The following is a 21,031-nucleotide window of genomic DNA, read 5'->3' on the forward strand; positions in this document are numbered from 1 at the left end:
GAGGCGCCGACTCGCCAAGACTAGCATGCCGGCGCCGTGCCGGGATACGGCTTTTCACATTTCGTAACGCGCCGACATCGCGGGACACAGCGGCGGCGCCGCCCGGGCGGCGCCGACAAGCCGGGCGCGAGCCGTTACGCCCGCTGCGCCGTCCGGACCGGGGCCGCGGCGGCGACGAACGCCCAGGCGTCGCGCAATTCGCCGAGGCTGGCGATAATCCGGCCGAACCGCGCCGCGGCGTCGGGGCGGCCGTAGGAGCGCAGGCAGGCCATGATCAGCGCGTTGTAGGTGCCGTGCAGCCGCTCCGCGACCGCGCCGCCGCGGTCGTAGTCGAGATGGTGGCTGAGCCCGCGCAGGATCGCGGTGGCGCGGATCATCGCGGCGTGGCTGTCCTCGAAGCGGCGCTCCTCGGCGGCGCTGAGCGACTTGCGCAGGAACAGGATGGCGCCGTCGTACAGCATCACCACCGCCTGCAGCGGCGGAACCGCGATCGCGGCGCTGCGATAGGCTTGGGCGGCGTGTTGATTGCTCGCATATTGCATCAGGAGTCACTGTCGGAGTTCAGGAGGGCGGTCAGATAGTCCAGCATCGAATTCGCCGACTGGATGGCGGACTGATAGTTGGCGTATCTGAGCTTCAGATTGGCTTCGTAAGTGGCGGCCGCGGAATTGATGGTATCGGCCCGTTGCTGCAAGGTGTCGTCCTGGGTTTTCAGATTGGTGATCAGAACCTGCAGCGAGCCGGTGCTGGTGTTGGAGACATCCTTCGCCAGCGAATAGATCTGCGCCGCGATTCCGGATGTCGATGTGACCGTGATCGACTGCGACGTCGACCCCCGGTAGTTGAAGGCCATGCCGGCATAGATCGAGCCCGACGCCCCGACGATGGTGTCGCCGTTGATCGTAAACAACGAACTGTCGCCGCCGACCGACGCCGAGGTCAGATTGCCGCTGGCATCGACCGCCAGATCGATGGTGAAAGAGCCCGGCGGCGAGCTGCTGGTGTTGATCACCGACAGGCTGCTCGACGAGGTCTGCACCGTCGTCGCCAACAGGTCGATCACGCCGTCGAGATCGCTGCTGAGCGTGGCTTCCAGCACGCTGGAATCGAATTCCAAATTGTTGGTCTCGTCGAACGACAGTCCGAGATCTGCGATCGACAGCCCGCCGATCGAGCTGTTCAGCGCGGCGGCCACCTGCGACATGATATCCCGCATCGTCGAGTCGCCGAACAGCACCGCATCCTCGTCAGCCGTCCCGCTCGAGGTGACGGTCTGCTGACTATAGACGTAGTCGCGGAACGAGTTGTAAGCGGTGACCAGAGCGTCGACCGCATCGACGATCGAGTCGGCGTCGGTCTCGACGTCGAAGGAGATCGACGAGCCGCTCGGCGTGGTTTGCAGCAGGCTGAACGTCACCCCGGTCAGCACGTCGCTGATGTCGTTGCTGTCGCGGGTCAGTTCGACGCCGTCGAGGGTGAAGATCGCGGCCCGCGCGGTTTGCAGCACGTCGGCGAAATCGCCCGAGCTGTCGGTGACGCCGAGCCCGTTCATCACGTCGTCGCCACTGACGTTGGCGGTGACGATATCGGCGTTATCGACGCTGGCGGTCAACACCAGTTCGTAACTGCTGCTGGACACCTGGATGATCGAGGCCTGCACGTTGGTGGTCTTGGTCTGGGCATTGATCGAGGACACCAGGTCCTCGAGCGACATGTCGCTGCTGACCTCGATATCGACGCTGCTGCCGCCCGACACTCCGAGCGAGAACGTACCGTCGTAGCCGAGCTCCGCGGTCTTGTCGGTCACCGTCGTTCCGATCACGCTATGCGCGGTCGCGATCTGGCTGATCGTCAGCGTGTGGTCGCCGGTCGCGGCGGCGTCGCTGATCGACATCGACAGCGCCGAGCTGGCGCTGACGTCGCCGGTCGAGCTGATGGTGGCGGCGCGGACCGCGAACGCGCTGCCCGACAGTGAATTGATGATCGAACTGCTGAGCGACTTGGCGCTGGTGGCTATGTCGTCGAGCAGCGATTGCAGGTCTTCGTAGGCCGCAATCTTGGTTTGGTTGGCGGTGATCTTGGTTTCGATGCTGGTGGCCTGCGCGGTCTTGGCGGCGACCTGCGACTCGATCAACGTATCCCAGTTGATGCTGGTGGAATTCGTCGTTCCCGTGGTGGTGACGTTCGCCGAGCTGCTGGTGCTGGCGGCGCTGGTGCTGGCGGTCGTTGCGGTACTGCTGCTGGTGCTGCTGACGGACGTCATGAGGTGCTCCGGTCACGGGGCGGTGGGCCGGCGCTCGGTCCGGCCCACCGCCAATCCAGGCAACGCGCGTTTAGCCGAGCAGCTTCAAGAGATACTGCGGCATCTGGTTGGCCGCGGATTCCGCCGACACCGCGGCCTGCACCTTGACCTCGGAGGCCGACAGTTTGGCCTGTTCGGAGGCGATGTCGACGTCGGTGATCGCCGAGTTGGCGGCTTCGAGATTTTCGGTCTGGGTGGAGATCGAATCGGCGCTGAAGTTGAACCGGGATTCCAGCGCGCCGATGTCGGCGCGGGCGCCGGAGACGGTGTCGATCGCCGCGTCGATCGTCGTCAGCATGGTGGTCGCATCGGCCTGGGTGCCGATCGTCGAGGTCGCCGAGAAGCCGAGACTGGTCGAGGTCAGGTTCGCCAGCGACATCGTAATGGTGTCGGTCGAATCGGTGCCGACCATGATCTTGGTATCGGTGAAGTCGCCGTTCAGCAGGCTGGTGCTGCTGTAGCGGGTGCCGCTGGCGATGCTGTCGATTTCTTCGACCAACTGGGTGAATTCCGAGTCGATATAGGCGCGGCTGTCGTCGGTCACGGTGCCGGACGACGACTGCGTCGCCAGCGATTTCATGCGCGCCAGGATGTCGCTGATGTTCGAAGCGCCGCCGTCGGCGGTCTGCAGGATCGAGCTCGCCTGCGAGGCGTTGGTCGCGGCCTGCTGCAGCGTGGTGATGTCGGACGAAATGCGCGTCGAGATCGCGAGCCCGGCGGCGTCGTCGGAAGCCTTGTTGATCTTCGATCCGCTGGACAGTTTCGCCAACGAACTCGACTCCTGCGCCGAGTTGACGTTCAGATAGCGAACCGCGGTGTTGGCTGCGGTGTTGGTGGAAATGACGGGCATATGCTTGCTCCTTCGGATGATGCGGCGACGTCGGCCGCGGGGGCGGAATCCCGGACGCAGGCCAGCCCCCGTCCGCTGCGTAGAACGGATCGGCCGGTCGAAATCAGGCGGGCTATTACTGCGCGGCGCGGTGACGTGGTTAGCAGTCGGTAAACACGTGACGGATATCGCGCTCGTGCCGGCGCAGCAACTCGCGCAGCTGCTGACGACCGCGCTTCAGCAGCGACTCCACCGCCGCCACCGTGGTCTCCATCACCTCGGCGATCTCGCCGTTGCTCATGTTCTCGTGATAGGAGAAAATCACCGCGATGCGCTGCTGCTCGGGCAGCCGCCGCATCGCGTCTTCCAATAGATGCGTGACCTCGTCGCGCTGCATGGTGCTGACGACGTCCGGCCGGGCATCCGCGGGCTCCGGCACCGCGTCAACATTGTCGGTGCGCGGCTGGCGGTGCAGATCGATGCAGCGGTTGGTGACGACGCGATACAGCCAGGTCGAGAATTTGGCGCGGCCATGCTGCCATTGCCCGCGATGCGTCCACACCTTGAGCATGGTGTCCTGCACCACGTCCTCGGCGTCGGCGCGATTGCCGACGATGCGAAGCGCCACGCCGAACGCGCGATCGATGTGGCGCTCGACCAGCAGCCGGAACGCGGCCTCGTCGTTTTCGGCGAGCCGGTTGAGAAGCTGTTCGTCCTCGTCCAACACAGGCTGCGGCGCGTCCTGCTCGCAACCGAGGAGCGGCGCCGTTGCGACCGTCGTCGACGTCGCAATCACCGCCGGCGCGACTTCAACCGAAGCCCTGATATCGAGCGCGACCGCCATCACTATCTCCCGACCCGCTGCGCCGACGAACGCGTGGTTCGAGCGGCTTCGAAGTGTTGAACGCGCGGCCGGGAAAAACCTGGCGGAGATTTTTCGATTATTTTACAGTGACTTACGGGCAAAAACTGCCGGTCTGGCGGCAAATTTTGCCGGCCTTCGGCGGGCGCTTTGCGGCTGCGCGCGAGCGTCCGCGCGCGGCGCATCGATCGCCGCAAGCGCGCGCACCCGCCCGCGCGGAATCGACAAAACGCCCTGTCAGCGCGGCGATCCCGCGACATCCCGCGCTTGCCGCACTGTCCGCTCGATGATTGCGACGGCGTGATCATCACGCGCACTCCACCCGGCAAGAATTTCCGAATCACCCTCCGATGCTATCGGTTTTTACGAAGCGTGAGACCATGCGCCGCTGCTGTTGACGGCGCGAAACCGCTGCTACGCGCGTATTTGCGACGGCTGCTCTGCGCGGAATGAGGGCTCGGCAACATCCCGACACGTTCCGAACCATCGCGACCGCCGTTGAAATATCGCGACATGTAGTTGGCGCGAGATTGCGGCCGCCTGAATTCGGCGCGGCGACCGTATCAGCATGATCAGTCCGATAGGTCGCAGCCGCATGAACGTCGCCGACGAGATCCAGATTGCCCCTCGCCTTGCGTCGCCGACGCTGGGTCACGCGCAGCGCCAGCGCGTCGCCGCGCTCGTCGCGCAATATCGCGACGCCGTTGTGTGGGACGGCTGCAGCGCGGCGGCGCCGGGCGTCGCGGTGATCGTACTCGACCCCGCCTCTCCCGCGCGGCTCGCGACGCTGGTCGGCTCGCTCGACCAGGATGCGATCGTCATCCTGCCGTTCGGCGAGCACCCGGCGTTCGACACGTTGAAATCCAAACTGGTGATCCACGGCACGATCGGCGCCGAAGCCGCCGCCGCGCCGCATCAGCTCTGGTGGGGCGGCGTCGCGCCGCTGTCGGTTCGGACCGGGATGTACAGCAAGGCCGGGACGTTGTTTCTGTCGTCGTATCGCAGCGGCAGCATCGCCGAGCCGCAGCTGATGCGCTTCCGCAGCTACGTCGACCTCAGCGGGCTGGACTGCGTGATCGAGCGGTTGCCCGACGAGCATCGCTCGCGCGGCACCGCGAAGATCGACTTCATCTTGCGGCAATTGGAGACTGCGCAGCGGCCGGTGTTCTGGCTCGATCCGGCTGCCGAGATCCGCCGCCATCCGGTGTTGCCGCAATCGCTGGGCTGCGACGTCGCGCTGCATCGGCGTCGCGGCGGCGACATCGACCCGGCCGCGCTGTTCTTTCGTCCGACCGCACCGGCCCGCGCCTTGCTGCAGGCTTGGCGCGACCTCGCCCTCGGCTATCCCGATCTTCCCGAGGCCTTCCTGCTCGATCAGGCGCTGATCCTCACCGCGGCGCAGCGCGAGATCGAAGTCGCGTGGCTGCCGGAGGATTACTGCCAGAGCGACCCGGCGCTGCGCGACAGCTCGACGATTACGATCGACCGCGGCGGGTTCGCGCGCGGCCGCGACCAGCTCCCGACCCGCCATCTGCTCGCCGCCCGCCGGTTCGGCCGCCCGCAGGCGCCGGAGCCGCATTTGATCATGAAGGGTATCGACGGCGCGCGCGGCGCGATCACCGTCGCGCTGCGCCACGTGCTCGGCCGCGACGCGGCGCAGCTGCCCGGCGCGGTAGAGGCCATCGCCGAGGCCTTCGCGGCGGACTGCGGCGGCTTCTCCAAGCTGGAACTGGTGCTGTGCAGTTGGGATGAGGATATCGAGGCGGTGATGCAGATCGAGGACAACGGCTGGGTGCTGGTCTGCGAGCCGGCGGAGCGGCTGCGCCCGGACGCCTTCAGGACCCTCGAACTCGGCCGGCTGACGATGCGAAGCAGCCTCGGACCGCAGCGCTGGGAGGCGCCGGCCATCGCGCCGGTGTGAGCCGTTACCGTGCAGAGCAGCGGTTGACGGCGAAGCCTGATCCGGTCTGATCCGCCGCGGCGCTGCTGCGGCGCAAGAAACTCCCGATCGCCGTTATCCAACGCCGCGAGGCTGCCTTTCGCGAGGAACCTATGATGTCGGCCTGGGTTAGGCGGTCATGGCTTTTTCGAGTTCTCAGCACACGTTCGAGATCGACGCCCCACAGCAGGTGGAGGGCGCGTTGCTGGCCCATCTCAGCCGGCATGGCTACGCGTTCACGACGATCACGCCGTCGTCGCATCAGCGCGTGTTGCGGCGGTCGGACATCGCTCGTGATCTGCGCGACGTGTTCGGCTGGAACAAGCCGTTCGAAGCTTCTCTGTTGCCCGGCGCGCTGTTCGACGCGCTTCACGCGGCCGGCCTGCTGGCCGCCGAGGGTCTGCTTTGGAAAAGCCGGGTGCGGGTGTCCAGCCTGCAGGGCGATCTGTTCCTGCATTCCGGGTTTCCCACCGTCGATGCCGATTCCGTGTTCTTCGGCCCGGATACTTATCGCTTCGCGCGCGTTGTCCGCGACCATCTGCAAAGCCGCGGCGGGCCGATCGAACGCGCCGTCGATATCGGGGCTGGCTCCGGCGTCGGCGGAATCGTCTTGGCGCGAAATGCCGACTGCCGAGACGTGGTGTTGGTCGATATCAACGATCGGGCGCTGGACTACGCCCGCACCAATGTCGGTTTCGCGGGTCTTAACAACATTGCGACGCGCAAGAGCAATCTGCTCGATGACGTCGACGGCACGTTCGACCTCATCATCGCCAATCCGCCGTATCTCAACGACGCGCTCGGCCGCACCTATCGCCACGGCGGCGGTGAGTTCGGCGGTTCGCTGTCGCTCGCTATAGCCCGCTGCGCGATCTCGCGTTTGGCGCCGGGCGGCTCGCTGCTGCTCTACACCGGCGCCGCCATCGTGCAGGGCGCCGATCCGCTGAGGGACGCGATCGCCGAGGTGCTGGCGCCCTCCGATCTGGCCTGGAGCTACGACGAGCTCGATCCCGACGTGTTCGGAGAAGAATTGGAAACCGACGCCTATAGCAAAGCGGATCGCATCGCGGCCGTTGTATTGACCGCTCAGCGGCCTGGAGGACGATAATGTTGGATCGCGTACAGACACAGCAAGTCACCGATCCCGGGCGCGAGCTGCAATTACGGCTGTGCGACTTGAACAACCTGCGCCTCAGCCCGACGCTGCCGCAGCCCGGCTGGCAGAAGCATGTCGCCACCATCGCCGAACTCAGCCTCGAAGAAGGCGAGTTTTTGGAGCGCGCCCGCGCCGCGGTGGCCGAGCAGGCCGCCGCCGCGCCGACCGATCCCGACGGCTTCATCGCCTGGTTTGAACAGCTCAAGCATAGCGGCCCGGGACAAGGCGACCCGTTGTTCGACTGGCTGCAGCATCGCGCCTCGATGCAGGAGATGAAGTGGTTTCTCACCCAGGAGGTCGCGGGCGAAGCCGGCTTCGACGATCTCACCGCGCTGACCCAGGTGAAATTGCCGGTGCGGCCGAAACTCGAACTGGCGCGCAACTACTGGGACGAAATGGGCCGCGGCAATCCGAAGGCGATGCACGGCCCGCTGCTGGAATCGCTGGCGGAGTTTCTCGAACTCAGGCCCAGCGTCGAGGGCACCGTGACCGAAGCGCTGACGCTCGGCAACACCATGGCCGGGCTCGCCGCCAACCGCCGCTATGCGTATCAGTCGGTCGGCGCCTTGGGCGTGATCGAGATGACCGCGCCCGGCCGCTCGGCGGCGACCTCGGCGGGCCTTAAGCGCCTCGGCGTGCGGGCGCGCAACCGGCACTACTTCGCGCTGCATGCCATCCTCGACGTCAAGCATTCGCTGGCTTGGAATGCCGAGGCGATCCGGCCGCTGGTGGAGTCCGATCGGCGGATCGCCACCGCGATCGCCGAAGGCGCGTTGATGCGGCTCAGCTGCGGCGCCGCCTGCTTCCGCCGTTATCGAAGCGAATTGGGCCTCTGATGCGCTTCCTCGGCATCGGAGATACTTGCGACCTCGGCGCATTGTATCAACGACTGCTGGGAGACGGCCATGAGGTCCGCGTCGCCATCGCCGACCCGATGGCGCAGGGCACGATGGCCGGGCTGGTCGAGCAAACCTCAAACTGGGAGAATGAGCTCGACTGGGTACGCGGCGCCGGCGACGACGGCATCATCCTGTTCGAGAACGTCGCGGAATCCCGCGGCCATCTGCAGGATCGATTGCGCCGCGACGGCTTCAACGTGATCGGCGGCAGCGCCTATGGCGATCGGCTGGAAAACGACCGCGCCTACGCCCAAAGCGTGCTGGCCGGGATCGGCCTGCAGACCTGCCGGGTCAGTCAGTTCAGCGATGTCGCCGCGGCGGAGAACTTCCTCGATCGCAACCCCGGCCGCTACGTGCTGAAATTCAACGGCACCGGCTTCGGATCGAACGAGAATTATGTCGGCCGGTTGCCCGACGGCGCCGATATCCGCGCGATGCTGCGGGCCCGAGGCAGCCTGCTCGATGACCCGACCGCGAGCTTCATCCTGATGAGCCACGTCGACGGCGTCGAGATGGGGGTCGGCGCTTACTTCGACGGCGAGCGCTTTGTCGGCCGCGCCTGCCTCGACTGGGAGCACAAGCGCTTCTTCGCCGGCGACATCGGCGAACTGACCGGCGAGATGGGCACGGTCGCGACCTTTGACCGCTCCGACGCCTTCTTCGCGCGCACCCTGGCCCGGATGGCGCCGATGCTGCGTCAGGGCGGCTATTGCGGCTATATCAACCTCAACACCATCGTCAACGAAGAGGGCATCTGGCCCTTGGAGTTCACCTGCCGGTTCGGCTACCCCGGCTTTGCGGTGCTCAGCCCGCTGCAGCAAACCGGCTGGGCGGAGCTGTTCTCGGCGATGGTGACGCGGCGCGGCCGGGTCACCATGCGGCCGGGGTTCTCGGTCGCGATCGTATTGACCACACCGCCGTTTCCTTATGATCGCAGCGTGATCGACGAGGTCGTCGGATTGCCGGTGTGCTTCGACGGCGCGCTCAGCGCCGACGAGCAGGAGCGGCTTTATTACGGCGAAGTCGGGCTCGCCGGCGGGCAACTGGTGACCTCGGGGATCTATGGTTGGACCATGGTGGCGACCGGCGTCGGCGCGACCATCGCGGAGGCCCAGAGCGGCGCGCTGGCGCTCGCCGGGCGGGTGATCGTGCCCAACCTGCGCTATCGCTATGACATCGGCGACCGCGTGTTGCGCACGCAATACGCCGAGGTGGCGCGCCTCGGGCTGCTCGACGAAGCGCCGGTCCGGGTGGCCCAAAATCCTGAGAGCCTGACTCAAAAAGCGATCAATGAAATCGGGCATTGAACGCGTCATTGCGAGGAGCTCTTGCGACGAAGCAATCCCGGGCTACGCGCGAGGCCCCTGGATTGCGTCGCTGTTCGGGCGGCGCTGCGCGCCGCCCTCGGCTCGCAATGACAAAAATGCCTGATTTTGCTCGCTGCTGTTTCGGTCAGACACTGCGGTGATGCCGTGAGAGTGCACCGGCCTCAGATCGGCTGCGGATCGAACCACAGCGTCATCTGGTAATCGATGGTCAGTTCTTCGCCGGCCTTGATCGCGCGCGACGCCAGAATATCGATCGTCAGCTCGTCGATATTGCGGATGAAGCTGCAGTTCGGCTGATAGGAGTGGCTGAGCAGGCTGGTGTGACCGAGCGCGATCGCGGCGCGGCCGCGGTGCTGATAGAGGTCTTCTTCGGTGGTGCCGTGCTCCCACATGAACACGTAGGTGAAGACGATCGTGCCGTCGACGATCGGACGCTCGGCGGAGGGAATCACCAGCACCGGGGAGCGTTCGATCAATTGCCCGGCTGGAATATCCGCAAGCGCGACGATGCCGCGTCCCCTCGCTCCGAAGTCTCTGATGCCAATAGGACCGCGGGTCGGCAGGCGTTCCGCTGCAATCCGCGAGCCGTGAAGTGTAACGCTACTATCATCCATCATCGTTTTGAAACCGCGGCTTGCGGCAATGGTTCCAACACAGATGCGGGTGTCTTCATGACGCCCGCGGGGACAGCTGCGCGCTACGGCTTGCCTGGCGACTTGCCGAAAAGCCCCGCGATCCGCGCTGCCACCCACCTCATCGGTTTGAACGGCTCGGCGATATTCGACGTCGCACGCGCGTCGGCTTCGTCCCGCACCTCGCGTTCGGCCTGGGCCCGGTAGTCGGCCCTGTTGCCTTGGCGACGGGAGCGCACCTCCCACAGTTCGGTGGTTCGGCGGTCGATGCGTCGCTGCAGAAGATCGGTCATGAGGCCCCTCGTTCAATCAAGAGACGCGGTCTGAAAGTGTCCTTGAGGCTCGCGACGCGAGACGATGGACGTTGCGGGCCAATGTTCCTCGACCGGCGCGGTTCCTTAAGGTGACACGATTGTCGCGCCGTTGAAAGACGAGAAGCGAGCGTAGGCTTCCGTACCTGCGCCTCACTCCGGCAACGGCGGCAGATCGCCGGTCGAAAGCGCACGGGCTTCGGCTTTGCCGACGCCGAGCGCGATCAGGACCCACTCGACGGTTTCCGCGGCGGCCTCCGACCAGGTCTGGGCGCCGTCGAGCGTGATTACCATCGCGCCCAGCGTCGCCCCGGAGATGAAATTCACCGCCGACGGCAATTGCGATTCGCCGAAGCCGTAGCGGCCGGCGGCCAAACCGGCCCGCAGGTCGGCGAGCGGTTGTCCGGTCCAGATCACCCGCAAGGTCGCCGAACTGAGACCGAACCGGCAGATGAAGCGGCCGAGCTGCGGCTCGACATGGGCATGGCGGATCAACAGCCGCATCCCATTGGCCAGCCGCAGGATAGGATCGTCGCAGCCCTGCAGCGCCCGGATGATCTTCCCGTTCAGCTCAGCCGCCAGATGCGTTGCCACCAGGTCGAACAGCCCGGTCAGATCGTCGAGATTGTTGTAGATGGTGCCGCGAGCGACACCGGCCGCCTGCGCCAGATCGGTGACGCTGATCTGGGTCAGCCCGCGCTCGGCGAACAACTGCATCGCCGCCCGATAGATCTGTCGTTGGGCGAGACTCGCCATTGCCGAATAAACAACCTTGATCTCATTTGAACATTGGTGTTCAAATCAGCCACCGACTTTGATCGCTGTCAAGCGCAATACATCAAACAAGCCAATAGGAAGGGAAGCGGCAGGCGGGACGGGCCATCAGCAACGGAAGCGGTGTCGGACGATGACGACCTTTTGCTACGCGATGCGCCGGCGCAGCCGGTTGTTAGTTGTCACCGCCCTCTGCGTCGGCGTCGGGCTTGCCGCGATGCCCGGCCCCAGCTTCGCCAACGACAAGCTCGACGCCCTGATCAGCAAGCTGCGGCCGGACCGGCTGCCCGATGGTTTCGTCGGCGCCAACGGCCGGCTGGAATCCGAACAGGTCGAGATCGCCACCAAACTGCCCGGCCGGATCGCCGAGGTGTTGGTCAAGGAAGGCGACCAGGTCGAGAACGGTCAGTTGCTGGTGCGGATGGACGTCGCCGACATCCAGGCGCAGCTGCAGGCCGCGCAGGCCCAGGCGCGCCGCGCCGAGCAGAGCAAGGCGGTCGCCGAGGCGGTGATCGCGCAGCGCGAGAGCGAGCAGAAGCTGGCGGCGCAGCAGCTCGGCCGCGCCGAGGCGCTGTTCGAGAAAGGCTTTTCGACCGCGGAAATCCTCGACCAGCGCCGCGCCGCACAGAACGTCACCGAGGCCGCATTGCTGGCGGCGAAGGCCAGCCTGAACGACGCCGCTGCCGCGATCGATGCCGCCCGTGCCGAGGTCGCGCGGATCAAGACCGTGCTCGCCGACATGGAGCTGAAGGCGCCGCGCCGCGGCCGCATTCAATACAAGCTGGCGCAGGCCGGCGAGGTGCTCGGCGCCGGCGCCCGGGTGCTGACGCTGGTCGATCTCACCGACGTCTACATGACGGTGTTCGTGCCCGCCAACGTCGCGGCGCATCTCGCCTATGGCGACGACGCGCGGCTGATCATCGACGCCATTGCGCAATACGTCGTGCCGGCGAAGGTCTCGTTCGTCGCCAGCGACGCGCAGTTCACGCCGAAGGCGGTGGAGACCAAGGAAGAGCGCGAGAAACTGATGTTCCGCGTCAAGCTGACGCTGCCGCCCGACCTGTTGCGCAAATACGAGCGCGAAGTGAAGACCGGGGTGCGCGGCATGGCTTACTTGCGGACCGCAACCGACAAAGCCTGGCCCGACAAGCTGACGGTGAAGCTGCCGCAATGACCGGCTGCGCCGCCGAACTGACGCATGTGACTCATGTCTACGGCGCGACGCACGCGCTCGACGACGTCACGCTGAGCCTTCCTGCCGGCCGGATGGTCGGGCTGATCGGGCCGGACGGCGTCGGCAAGTCGACGCTGCTGGCGCTGATCGCAGGCGTCCGGCGGATGCAGACCGGCGAGGTCGCAGCGCTCGGCGGCGACATGCGCGATCCGCGGCATCGCGCCGCCTGCGCGGCGCGGATCGCCTACATGCCGCAGGGGCTCGGCCGCAATCTCTACCCGACGCTGTCGGTGTTCGAAAATCTCGACTTCTTCGGCCGGCTGTTCGGCCAGGGCGCCGCCGAACGCAACGCCCGCATCGCGGACCTGTTGCGCGCGACCGGGCTGTCGCCATTCGCCGAGCGCCCGGCCGGCAAGCTGTCGGGCGGCATGAAGCAGAAGCTGTCGCTGTGCTGCGCGCTGATCCACGATCCCGATCTGCTGATCCTCGACGAGCCGACCACCGGCGTCGATCCGTTGTCGCGCCGCCAGTTCTGGGAACTGATCGACCGGATCCGGGCCCGCCGTCCGCAGATGAGCGTCGTCGTCGCCACCGCCTATATGGAGGAGGCCGACCGCTTCGACTGGCTCGCCGTACTCAACGACGGCAAGCTGATCGGCTCCGGTTCGCCGGCAGAGCTGCGCGCGCAGACGCAGCAGTCGACGCTCGATGCGGTCTTCATCGCGCTGTTGCCGCCGGAGGCGCGCGCCGACCACACGCCGGTGGTGTTGCCGCCGCTGCCGGATGGCGGCGACGGCTATGCGATCGAGGCCGAGAACCTGACTTGCCGGTTCGGCGATTTCACCGCGGTCGATCACGTCAGCTTCCAGATCCGGCGTGGCGAGATCTTCGGCTTCCTCGGCTCCAACGGCTGCGGCAAATCCACCACCATGAAGATGCTGACCGGGCTGTTGACGCCGAGCGAGGGCGAAGCGCGGCTGTTCGGCGAAAGGCTCGACGCCTCCGACATGGCGACGCGGCGGCGGGTCGGCTACATGTCGCAGAGCTTCTCGCTCTATGCCGAATTGACGGTGCGGCAGAACCTGTTGCTGCACGCGCAATTGTTCGAACTGCCGAGCGCCGAGATCCCCGGCCGGGTCGCCGAGATGCTGGAGCGCTTCGACCTCGGCGAGGCGGCGGACGCCCGCCCTGACAGCCTGCCGCTCGGCCTGCGCCAGCGGCTGCAACTCGCGGTCGCGGTGATCCATCGCCCCGAGGTGCTGATCCTCGACGAGCCGACCTCCGGCGTCGATCCGGTGGCGCGGGATTCGTTCTGGCGGATGCTGATCCGGCTGTCGCGCGAGGACGGCGTCACCATCTTCATCTCCACGCATTTCATGAACGAGGCGGAGCGCTGCGACCGCATCTCGCTGATGCATGCCGGCAAGGTGCTGGCGATCGGCGCGCCGCAAGACCTGGTCGCCCGCCGCCACGCAGCCGATCTCGAACAGACCTTCATCGGCTATCTCGAAGAGGCCAGCGCCGAACCGCCGGCCGCCGCCGAGCCGACGGGCTTCGCGGCGCCGCGCCCGACCACGGCGAGCGGCGCGACGCGACGCCGGTTCGATCCGGCGCGGCTGTGGGCCTATGCGCGGCGCGAGGCCATGGAGATCCTGCGCGACCGGCTGCGGCTCGCCTTCGCGCTGCTCGGCCCATTGGTGCTGATGCTGACCTTCGGCTACGGCATTTCGTTCGACGTCGAGAACCTGACCTACGCGGTGTACGACCAGGACAATTCGCTGGAGAGCCGCGAATTCCTCGAAAGCTTTTCCGGCTCGCGCTATTTCCGCCAGGCCCGCGACATCGTCTCCACGGCCGATGGCGACCGCCGGCTGGCTTCCGGCGAACTCAAGCTCACCATCGAGATCCCGCACGATTTCGGTCGCGACCTCGAAGCCGGCAAGACGCCCGAGATCGCGATATGGATCGACGGCGCGATGCCGTTCCGCGCCGAAACCATCCGCTCCTACGTCACCGGCCTGACGCAGAGCTATCTCGCCGAGCAATATCGGCGGCACAGCCTCGCGTCGCAGCCCGCGCCGATCCAGATCGAGACCCGGTTTCGCTACAATCAGGCGTTCCAGAGCGTCTACTCGATCATCCCCGGCGTGATCATGCTGATCCTGATGCTGATCCCGGCGATGCTGACCGCGGTCGGCGTGGTGCGCGAGAAGGAAGTCGGCTCGATCGCCAATTTCCGCTCGACCCCGGTCACCGCGGCGGAATTCCTGCTCGGCAAGCAGGTGCCCTACGCGCTGTTGTCGTTCTTCAGCTTCGGCCTGCTGCTCGCCGGCGCGCAGCTGCTGTTCGGCCTGCCGGTGCGGGGCTCGGCGGTCGGGCTGATCGGCGGCGCGCTGCTCTACGTGTTCGCCACCACCGCGATGGGCATCCTGTTCTCGTCGTTCCTGCGCACACAGGTATCGGCGATCTTCGTCGTCGCGGTGGTGTCGATCATTCCGGCGGTCAACTTCTCCGGGCTGCTGGTGCCGGTGTCGTCGCTGTCGCAACTCGGCCGGATCTTCGGCCTGGCGTTCCCCTGCGGCTGGTTTCAGGAGATCAGCATCGGCGCCTTCACCAAGGGCCTCAGCCTTGCAACGCTGGCGCCGAACCTCGCCGTGCTGTTCGGTTTCGGCGTGGCTTATCTGGCTTGCGCGATCCTCGCGCTGCGCAAGCAGGAGGCCTGAGCATGCGATCGATGCTGCGGCATATCGGGCGTCTCACCGGCAAGGAGCTGCGCAGCCTGTGGGCCGATCCGATCCTGCTCGCCTTCATCTTCTACGTGTTCAGCTTCGCGGTCTACACCATCGCGACCGGCGCGAAGTTCGAGGTCGAAGCGGCGCGGGTCGCCGTCGTCGACGAGGATCATTCCGAACTGTCGCGGCGGATCAGCGCCGCGCTGCTGCCGCCATTGTTCAGGACGGCGGACGCCATCAGCCCGGCCGAGATCGACCAGGCGATGGACGCCGGCCGCTACGTCTTCGTGGTCGAGATCCCGCCGCAGTTCGAATCCGACGCGTTGTCCGGCAAGTCGCCCACGGTGCAGATCAACGTCGACGCCACCGCGATGGCGATCGCCGGCAACGGCGCGGTCGACATCCAGAGCATCGTGCTGCGCGAGACCGCGAGCTATCTGCGCAAGGATTCCGGCAGCAGCAAACCGCCGGTCGACGTGGTGGTGCGCGCCAAATTCAATCCCAACCTCAATTCGATGTGGTTCACCTCGGTGATGCAGGTGATCAACAACATCGCGATCCTGTCGATTATCCTGACCGGCACCGCGCTGATCCGCGAGCGCGAGCGCGGCACCATCGAGCATCTGTTGGTGATGCCGGTGACGCCGCTGGAGATCATGCTGGCGAAGATCATCGCCAACGGCGCGGTGATCGTCGGCGCGGCGCTGGTGTCGCTGCAGACCGTGGTGCGCGGCATCCTCGGCGTGCCGATCGCGGGCTCGCTGCCGCTGTTCACCTTCGGCGTGGTGCTGTTCATGTTTTCCGTCACCGCGCTCGGCCTGCTGCTGGCGACCTATGCGCGCACCATGCCGCAATTCGGCCTGCTGGCGCTGCCGGTGATCGTCATGCTGTATCTGTTGTCCGGCAGCACCACGCCGCTGGAAACCATGCCGGCCTGGCTGCAATTCGTCATGCAGTTCACGCCGAACGCGCAGTTCGTCGCCTTCGCGCAGGCGGTGCTTTACCGCGGCGCCGGAATCGAGCTGGTCTGGTTCCAGCTTGTAGCGATGGCGGCGATCGGCCTGACCACGCTCGCGATCTGCCGGGTGCGGTTCGCCAAGACCATCGCGGCGCAGGACTAAGCGGACGGGGCGGCGCGAGAGGGCTGGCTGCGAGCGAGTGCAAAGCTCGACGATCTGCCAGTTCGCATGGTGCAACGCGGCATCGCGAGCACCCCGCGCCAAAACACCTCTCTGAGATAGTGGGTGAACCTTTCCACAACCAGCGCGACAGACGTGAAGGGCGTTCGCAACCGATCCTCAGTCAGGGGAGCGTCGCAAATGGCAAACCGATCCGGAAAAGTCAGCCCGCGCGGAATTGATAACGACAATGAAGCCGCCGCGGGCTCCGATGCCTTGGGGCTTCTGCAGAAAGTCGTCAGCGGCGACAAGCCGGAGGCCGCCGTCGGCTCGCTGGTGTCACGTCTGCAGTTCAGCAGCTACGCCATCGCCGATCTGATCCGCGATGCCGGTGAGTTGAAGCATCGACTGACCTCCGGCGCGACGGCTTCGGACCGCGTGCTCGATGGCTGGAAGCGATTGGACGACGCCGTGGCTCAGTGCCTGCTGCGAACGTCGGTTTCCCACGAACGCTTCATCGAAAACACCTTGCATGCCTTCTGCGAATTCGACCGCAACGGCACTATCATTTACGGCAACGCCAAGATGCTTGCCGCCGTCCCCGATTGTTTGGGACGTCAGCTTGCAACGTTGTTCGGCGCAATGGCCGACGATGTCAGCAGATTGATGTTCAATCCCGGACCACGCGAGCTGCGAGAGTTGGAACTGAAAACCCCGCATGGGCATCGGCCGGTTCTGGCGGAGTTCGGCCGGATCCATCCCGGCGTCGACGGCAACGGTTATGCGCTGCTGGTGGATCTATCGAAACTGGTCGATGCGGAGCGCCGGGCGATGGAAGCCGCTCCGCTCGGCATGCTGAGAATCGATGCCAGTCAGAAGATCCTCTACGCCAACCACAAGGCTCTCGAATTCCTCGGGCAGGAACTCGCCGGCGTCGTCGGAAAGAACGTCTCGGATTTCGCGGGCGGCGATACCCCCGTGCCGGGCGAGGCTTCGGCATACAAGCGACGTATCGTCATGCAGCCGCGCCCCGGAGTGTCGTTCACCGTACTGGTCACGAGCGTGCCGTCATTCGACACCACGGGCGCCGTGGTCGGAAAGCTGGTGACGCTGGAGCGGATCGATCACCAACTCGGCCGAAAGCAGATTGCCGAATTGGTCGCAACCGAGCAGAACTACGCGGTGCTGTTCGACAAGATCATGGCGGTGGTCGAGCGTTTCGTTCCCTTCGACCGCGCCGAGCTCCGAATCTATACCCCGGGCAACACGTATTCACGGCCGATCTGCTGTTACCCGAAGGAAACCGACACCAGCTTCGCGCGCTGGTTTCCAATCCCGGAGGCGTTTCGCAACTGGTGGGACCGCCCGCACACCTGGCTCGACGACATCGCCGAGTATCTTGCCGAGAGCGAGGTTGGCCTGAAGGTGAGCCAGCACCCCGACACGCAACGCGTCCTCAATCAGCAGATACGAAGCTTCGTCGGCGTCGCGGTGCGCAAAGACGGCAGGCTCATCGGGGCGTTGAACCTGCTGTCGAAGCAGCGTGGCATCTACAACGACGAAACGGAAGACGACCTTCGCCGGCTCGCCGTGCATCAGGTGCTCGGCGCCGTATTCAATGGCTATGAACGCGACGAACGCGCGTTCGTGATGGAACTGATCCAGGACATTTCGCGATCGACCGACCGCCAGCAACTGGCCAAGACCGTGGTCACGGGTCTGGTCTCGTTCTTCGGCTACCAATACGCCTCGATCTTCAAGGTCAACGCCATCCGCGGCCATTTTACCATGCTGGCGCAAAGCGCGAGCCCCGACAGCAAGTTCGATGTGCCGGACGATTTTCGCTGGCCGCTCGATCAAGGCATCTTGGGGCTCGCTTACGCACGAAAGGCCTATGCGCTTCTCAACGATCCGGACGACGGCAGCGACGAAGCCAAGGCCTTCACGTCGGTCGAACCCTATCGGACAAAGTCGGAATTGTGCGTCCCGCTGGTGATTCGCGGCAGCGTGCTGTGGATGCTGAATCTCGAGGACGGCCGCACCCACGCCTTCACCAGCCCGGAAGTCGAACTGATCCGCAATATCGTCGACCAGATGCTGCCGACCATCGAGCTTTTGTTTCAGCGCCTGGTCTTGGTGCAGGTGTTCGAGCGGTTCCCGCAGGGCGCCGTGCTGATCGAGCTGACCGGGCGAATTCTGGCCTGCAGCGCCGAGGCGCGTTCGATGTTCGAGCGGGACTCGGTGTCGAACACCGACAATATCGCCGAATTTCTCGCGCCGGAGGCTTTCGAGCAGCTGAAGCCGCCCGGCGGCACACGCGTCGCGGCCGTGGTGAACGGGACCCGCGGCGGCAAGACCTCCGTATTGCTGTCGAGCTTCACCTTGTCGGAAGAGTACGATCACGTCGTTGTGGTGATCGAACGGCTCGACGAGCTGGAGTGGCGGCGGGACTTTCAGGCGTTGCGGGTGTCGCTGGCCGAGGCCGCGACGCAGGTTCGGGTGCCGTTGTCGCTGGCTTCGACCTTCGTGCAGCAGCTGGAACATTGCACGTCCGAGGTCGAGCGCGCCGACCTCGTCGAAAAAGCCTCTCGGCAGCTCAGCCGGATCGAGCTGACCTACGATCGGGTGATGGCGGCCGCGGATCTCAATCGTCTGTCGGCGGAGAAGCCCGGCGCGGTGAATATCCGCGACATGCTGCAACTCATCCTCGCCGACCTTCCGAAGTCGAAGGTTCCAGCGGCAAAGCTGCAAAGCGGCAGGACCGCGCCGGTGGTTGTTGCGGACGCCCACCGGGTACATTTCGTCCTGGCGTCGATGCTGGCCTATCTTCTGCGAGCGCGGTCCAGCACCGCACCGATAGCCATCACGCTGCACGAGCTGGGCCACGACGTCGCGGTCGAGATGACCGGCGCGGTGCGCGCGCTGGCGGAGGACGAGGCGCTGCGCGATCTCGTCGAGTCGGCGCGTTCGCAGATTGCGCTGGGCGAGGACGTCCTCAAGCGCGTCGCCGAAACCTATGGCGGATCATTCCAGCGGGAGGACCTGCCGCAAGGGCACGTCCGGCTTCGGCTCCAGTTACCCCAGGTCGCACCCCAACCCCGTGCAATGAAGGCGTGATGGCCATGGCTTGGACGATCATTATCGCCAGTAGCGACCCCGCACAGCTCGAGCTGTTGAACAATGTGGCCTCCGCGATCAGCGTCGATCTGGCAGAAGGAGCTACGATTCGTGAGGCCGAGTCGATCGCCGCCTTGGTGAGGCAATACGGTCGTGTCCGCGATCACAGCCTCGCGCTGCTGATTGTCACCGCACCGCTGATCGACGACAGGCCCCAGGCGGCGCCTGATCCGCATCCCGGCCTTACCCATATCGCGGGCTTGCAGGCCTCCCCGTCCCCGGCGGCCTGCATCCTGATCTCGCAGGAAATCGATCATCTGCAGAACGTCCAGGAGATGCCGCGGTGTGAGATGCTGCCGCTCCAAGTCGGGACCAACTACGTCAAGCAATGCAAGAACCTGGCGCGCAAGCTCGGCGTCGGCACGAGCCAGGACGATCCCACTCTGGCCCCGGACGTCGCGAACCGCAATGCCACGGACGCCGCTGCGCCGGAGATGCTCCAGCCCGCCGCTCGTTGTGCATGGATCGACATCGCCGTACCGCAGTCGCTCCATGGCACCATCGGATTGCAAATCGTTGATCCCGCCGAGCCGCTATCGCGCACCACGCCGGTGGATTTTCTCCGCGCCGACATCGATGATGTCATGAACCGATCCCGCGACTTGACCGATTACCTGTCTAAGGCGCTGGCCTCGGGTCAAGAAATCCGCGGCGAGTGGGAAACGCAATACCGTGATTTGGGCGACCGTATCTATCGAATGCTCTGGAAGAAGCCGTTCGACAGCACGTATTCTTTCGCCATAGGAAAGGTCGGTGCCGACAACGTCCGGATCAGGTTCGGTCTCGCGCCGGAGTTGATGGAGGGGCTGTGGGAAGCGGCGTTCAACGAAGACGGGAGGTATTACCTGGTCTCGAAGAACACCGTCGCGCGACGGCTCGCATTAGGTGCATGGGAGGGGGTTCCGATGACGAAGCCCGGTGGCGAGGAGCTTCGCATCCTGTTCGTCAAATCGCAGGTGACGGACAATTCTCGTCCGGACGGGCCGAACGACGCGCTGTGGCGCGAATATATCACCGACATCGGTCCAAAGCTGCCACGTCTTAAGCATCTGGATGAAGAGCTGGAGGCGCTCGAGGCGGTGAGGGACTCCCTTGCTCAGATGCCGAGGTCGGATGGAAACAAACCCAAGACGCTATCGATCAAAACGATCACCCGCAGACTCGACTCGCGAAAGAAGGGATCGCTGGCCGACGATATGGAACGCGAACTCGCCACGCCTGGAAGCTATGACGTGGTGCTGTTCGCAGGTCATGCGCTGTTTGCCCCCGGCCGCCCCGGCGGCGACCAACGCGGTTACTTGGTGTTTTCCGGCCACCCTGCCCCGAAGGCGGTGCCGATCGCGGTGGTCGCCGAATGGCTGAAGAAAGCCGGCGTGCAACTCGTGCATTTGAGTTGCTGCCGCAGCGCCGCGGCGCGCACGGCGATGGAATTTGCCCAGAACGGCATCGCCATGACGATCGGCTTCACCTGGGATCTGGATGACCAAAAGGCCGTCGACTTCACCCAACGGTTCTATACCGAGTTGCTGAGCGATAGTCGGCTGAATGTCTGCAAGGCCTTTGCATCGGCCCGACGCCGGCTGCTCAATCAATATGCCAATGGCGATCCGATCTGGGCCTCGCCGGTTCTGGTCGCCCAGCCGCAGAGTTGCGCTCATGTCGAAGGCATGCTGCGCCTTCCGTTGCGGAAATCACCTCTGCTCGCGGCGCCGATCGCCCGTCGCCGGAAAGCGCAGGCTGCGGGCAAGGAGCCGCCTCCGGCGGCAGGTTCGACGATGATTTAGCGCTTCTCGGTGCT

General features: G+C 65.3%; 16 protein-coding genes. 9 read left to right on the forward strand and 7 right to left on the reverse strand.

Translation table 11 applies throughout. The features are described from left to right. Nucleotides 1–134: 134 nt before the first annotated feature. The 4 genes from HNR60_RS19360 to HNR60_RS19375 form a co-directional block, all read right to left on the reverse strand. Complete coding sequence (locus HNR60_RS19360) at nt 135–542, reverse strand: flagellar export chaperone FliS (protein ID WP_184260972.1); 408 nt, start codon at nt 540–542, stop codon at nt 135–137. Then, complete coding sequence (gene fliD / locus HNR60_RS19365) at nt 542–2,263, reverse strand: flagellar filament capping protein FliD (protein WP_184260975.1); 1,722 nt, start codon at nt 2,261–2,263, stop codon at nt 542–544. The genes HNR60_RS19360 and fliD overlap by 1 nt, the downstream gene beginning before the upstream one ends. A 70-nt stretch (nt 2,264–2,333) precedes the next feature. Further along, nucleotides 2,334–3,152 carry a flagellin gene (locus tag HNR60_RS19370; RefSeq protein WP_184260978.1) on the reverse strand — a complete coding sequence of 273 codons (819 nt, stop codon included), beginning with the start codon at nt 3,150–3,152 and terminating at the stop codon, nt 2,334–2,336. Nucleotides 3,153–3,291: 139 nt separating this feature from the next. Further along, nucleotides 3,292–3,975, reverse strand: coding sequence for an RNA polymerase sigma factor (locus HNR60_RS19375; RefSeq protein WP_184260981.1), 684 nt, complete (start codon nt 3,973–3,975; stop codon nt 3,292–3,294). Nucleotides 3,976–4,588: 613 nt separating this feature from the next. Here HNR60_RS19375 and HNR60_RS19380 point away from each other — a divergent pair. From HNR60_RS19380 to HNR60_RS19395, 4 genes are all read left to right on the forward strand, one after another. Continuing rightward, complete coding sequence (locus tag HNR60_RS19380; RefSeq protein WP_184260984.1) at nt 4,589–5,914, forward strand: hypothetical protein; 1,326 nt, start codon at nt 4,589–4,591, stop codon at nt 5,912–5,914. 157 nt (nt 5,915–6,071) lie between these two features. Beyond that, nucleotides 6,072–7,040 (forward strand): methyltransferase, encoded by a 969-nt coding sequence (locus HNR60_RS19385; protein ID WP_184260988.1) that lies wholly within the window; start codon nt 6,072–6,074, stop codon nt 7,038–7,040. Further along, on the forward strand, nt 7,040–7,924 hold the full coding sequence (locus tag HNR60_RS19390) for an iron-containing redox enzyme family protein (protein ID WP_184260990.1): 885 nt from the start codon (nt 7,040–7,042) through the stop codon (nt 7,922–7,924). Before HNR60_RS19385 ends, HNR60_RS19390 begins: the two co-directional genes overlap by 1 nt. Further along, nucleotides 7,924–9,294 (forward strand): phosphoribosylamine--glycine ligase, encoded by a 1,371-nt coding sequence (locus HNR60_RS19395; protein ID WP_184260992.1) that lies wholly within the window; start codon nt 7,924–7,926, stop codon nt 9,292–9,294. The genes HNR60_RS19390 and HNR60_RS19395 overlap by 1 nt, the downstream gene beginning before the upstream one ends. A 182-nt stretch (nt 9,295–9,476) precedes the next feature. Here the strand turns inward: HNR60_RS19395 and HNR60_RS19400 are convergent, their stop codons facing one another. The 3 genes from HNR60_RS19400 to HNR60_RS19410 all read right to left on the reverse strand — a co-directional run bounded on the left by HNR60_RS19400 (nt 9,477) and on the right by HNR60_RS19410 (nt 11,014). After that, the gene (locus HNR60_RS19400) at nt 9,477–9,932 is read right to left on the reverse strand and encodes an SET domain-containing protein-lysine N-methyltransferase (protein WP_184261005.1); all 456 of its coding nucleotides are present in this window, start codon (nt 9,930–9,932) and stop codon (nt 9,477–9,479) included. An 80-nt stretch (nt 9,933–10,012) separates the two neighbouring features. After that, nucleotides 10,013–10,240: a DUF2934 domain-containing protein gene (locus HNR60_RS19405; protein ID WP_184261008.1), complete on the reverse strand. Its 228-nt coding sequence runs from the start codon at nt 10,238–10,240 to the stop codon at nt 10,013–10,015. 171 nt (nt 10,241–10,411) lie between these two features. Beyond that, the gene (locus tag HNR60_RS19410) at nt 10,412–11,014 is read right to left on the reverse strand and encodes a TetR/AcrR family transcriptional regulator (RefSeq protein WP_246433022.1); all 603 of its coding nucleotides are present in this window, start codon (nt 11,012–11,014) and stop codon (nt 10,412–10,414) included. 151 nt (nt 11,015–11,165) lie between these two features. On the opposite strand from HNR60_RS19410, the gene HNR60_RS19415 reads away from it, so the two are divergent. The 5 genes from HNR60_RS19415 (at nt 11,166) to HNR60_RS19435 (ending at nt 21,017) form a co-directional block, all read left to right on the forward strand. After that, nucleotides 11,166–12,206, forward strand: a complete 1,041-nt coding sequence (locus tag HNR60_RS19415) for an HlyD family secretion protein (protein WP_184261011.1) — start codon at nt 11,166–11,168, stop codon at nt 12,204–12,206. Next, entirely contained in the window at nt 12,203–14,929 is a 2,727-nt protein-coding gene (gene rbbA / locus HNR60_RS19420; protein ID WP_184261015.1) for a ribosome-associated ATPase/putative transporter RbbA, read from the forward strand. The genes HNR60_RS19415 and rbbA overlap by 4 nt, the downstream gene beginning before the upstream one ends. A gap of 2 nt (nt 14,930–14,931) precedes the next feature. Further along, nucleotides 14,932–16,059 (forward strand): ABC transporter permease, encoded by a 1,128-nt coding sequence (locus HNR60_RS19425; RefSeq protein ID WP_184261018.1) that lies wholly within the window; start codon nt 14,932–14,934, stop codon nt 16,057–16,059. Between the two features lie 198 nt (nt 16,060–16,257). Next, entirely contained in the window at nt 16,258–19,173 is a 2,916-nt protein-coding gene (locus HNR60_RS19430; protein WP_184261021.1) for a GAF domain-containing protein, read from the forward strand. Next, nucleotides 19,173–21,017, forward strand: coding sequence for a CHAT domain-containing protein (locus HNR60_RS19435; protein ID WP_184261024.1), 1,845 nt, complete (start codon nt 19,173–19,175; stop codon nt 21,015–21,017). The genes HNR60_RS19430 and HNR60_RS19435 overlap by 1 nt, the downstream gene beginning before the upstream one ends. Nucleotides 21,018–21,031 lie beyond the last annotated feature (14 nt).

Source organism: Rhodopseudomonas rhenobacensis, from assembly GCF_014203125.1.
GTDB classification, from domain to species: Bacteria; Pseudomonadota; Alphaproteobacteria; order Rhizobiales; family Xanthobacteraceae; genus Rhodopseudomonas_A; species Rhodopseudomonas_A rhenobacensis.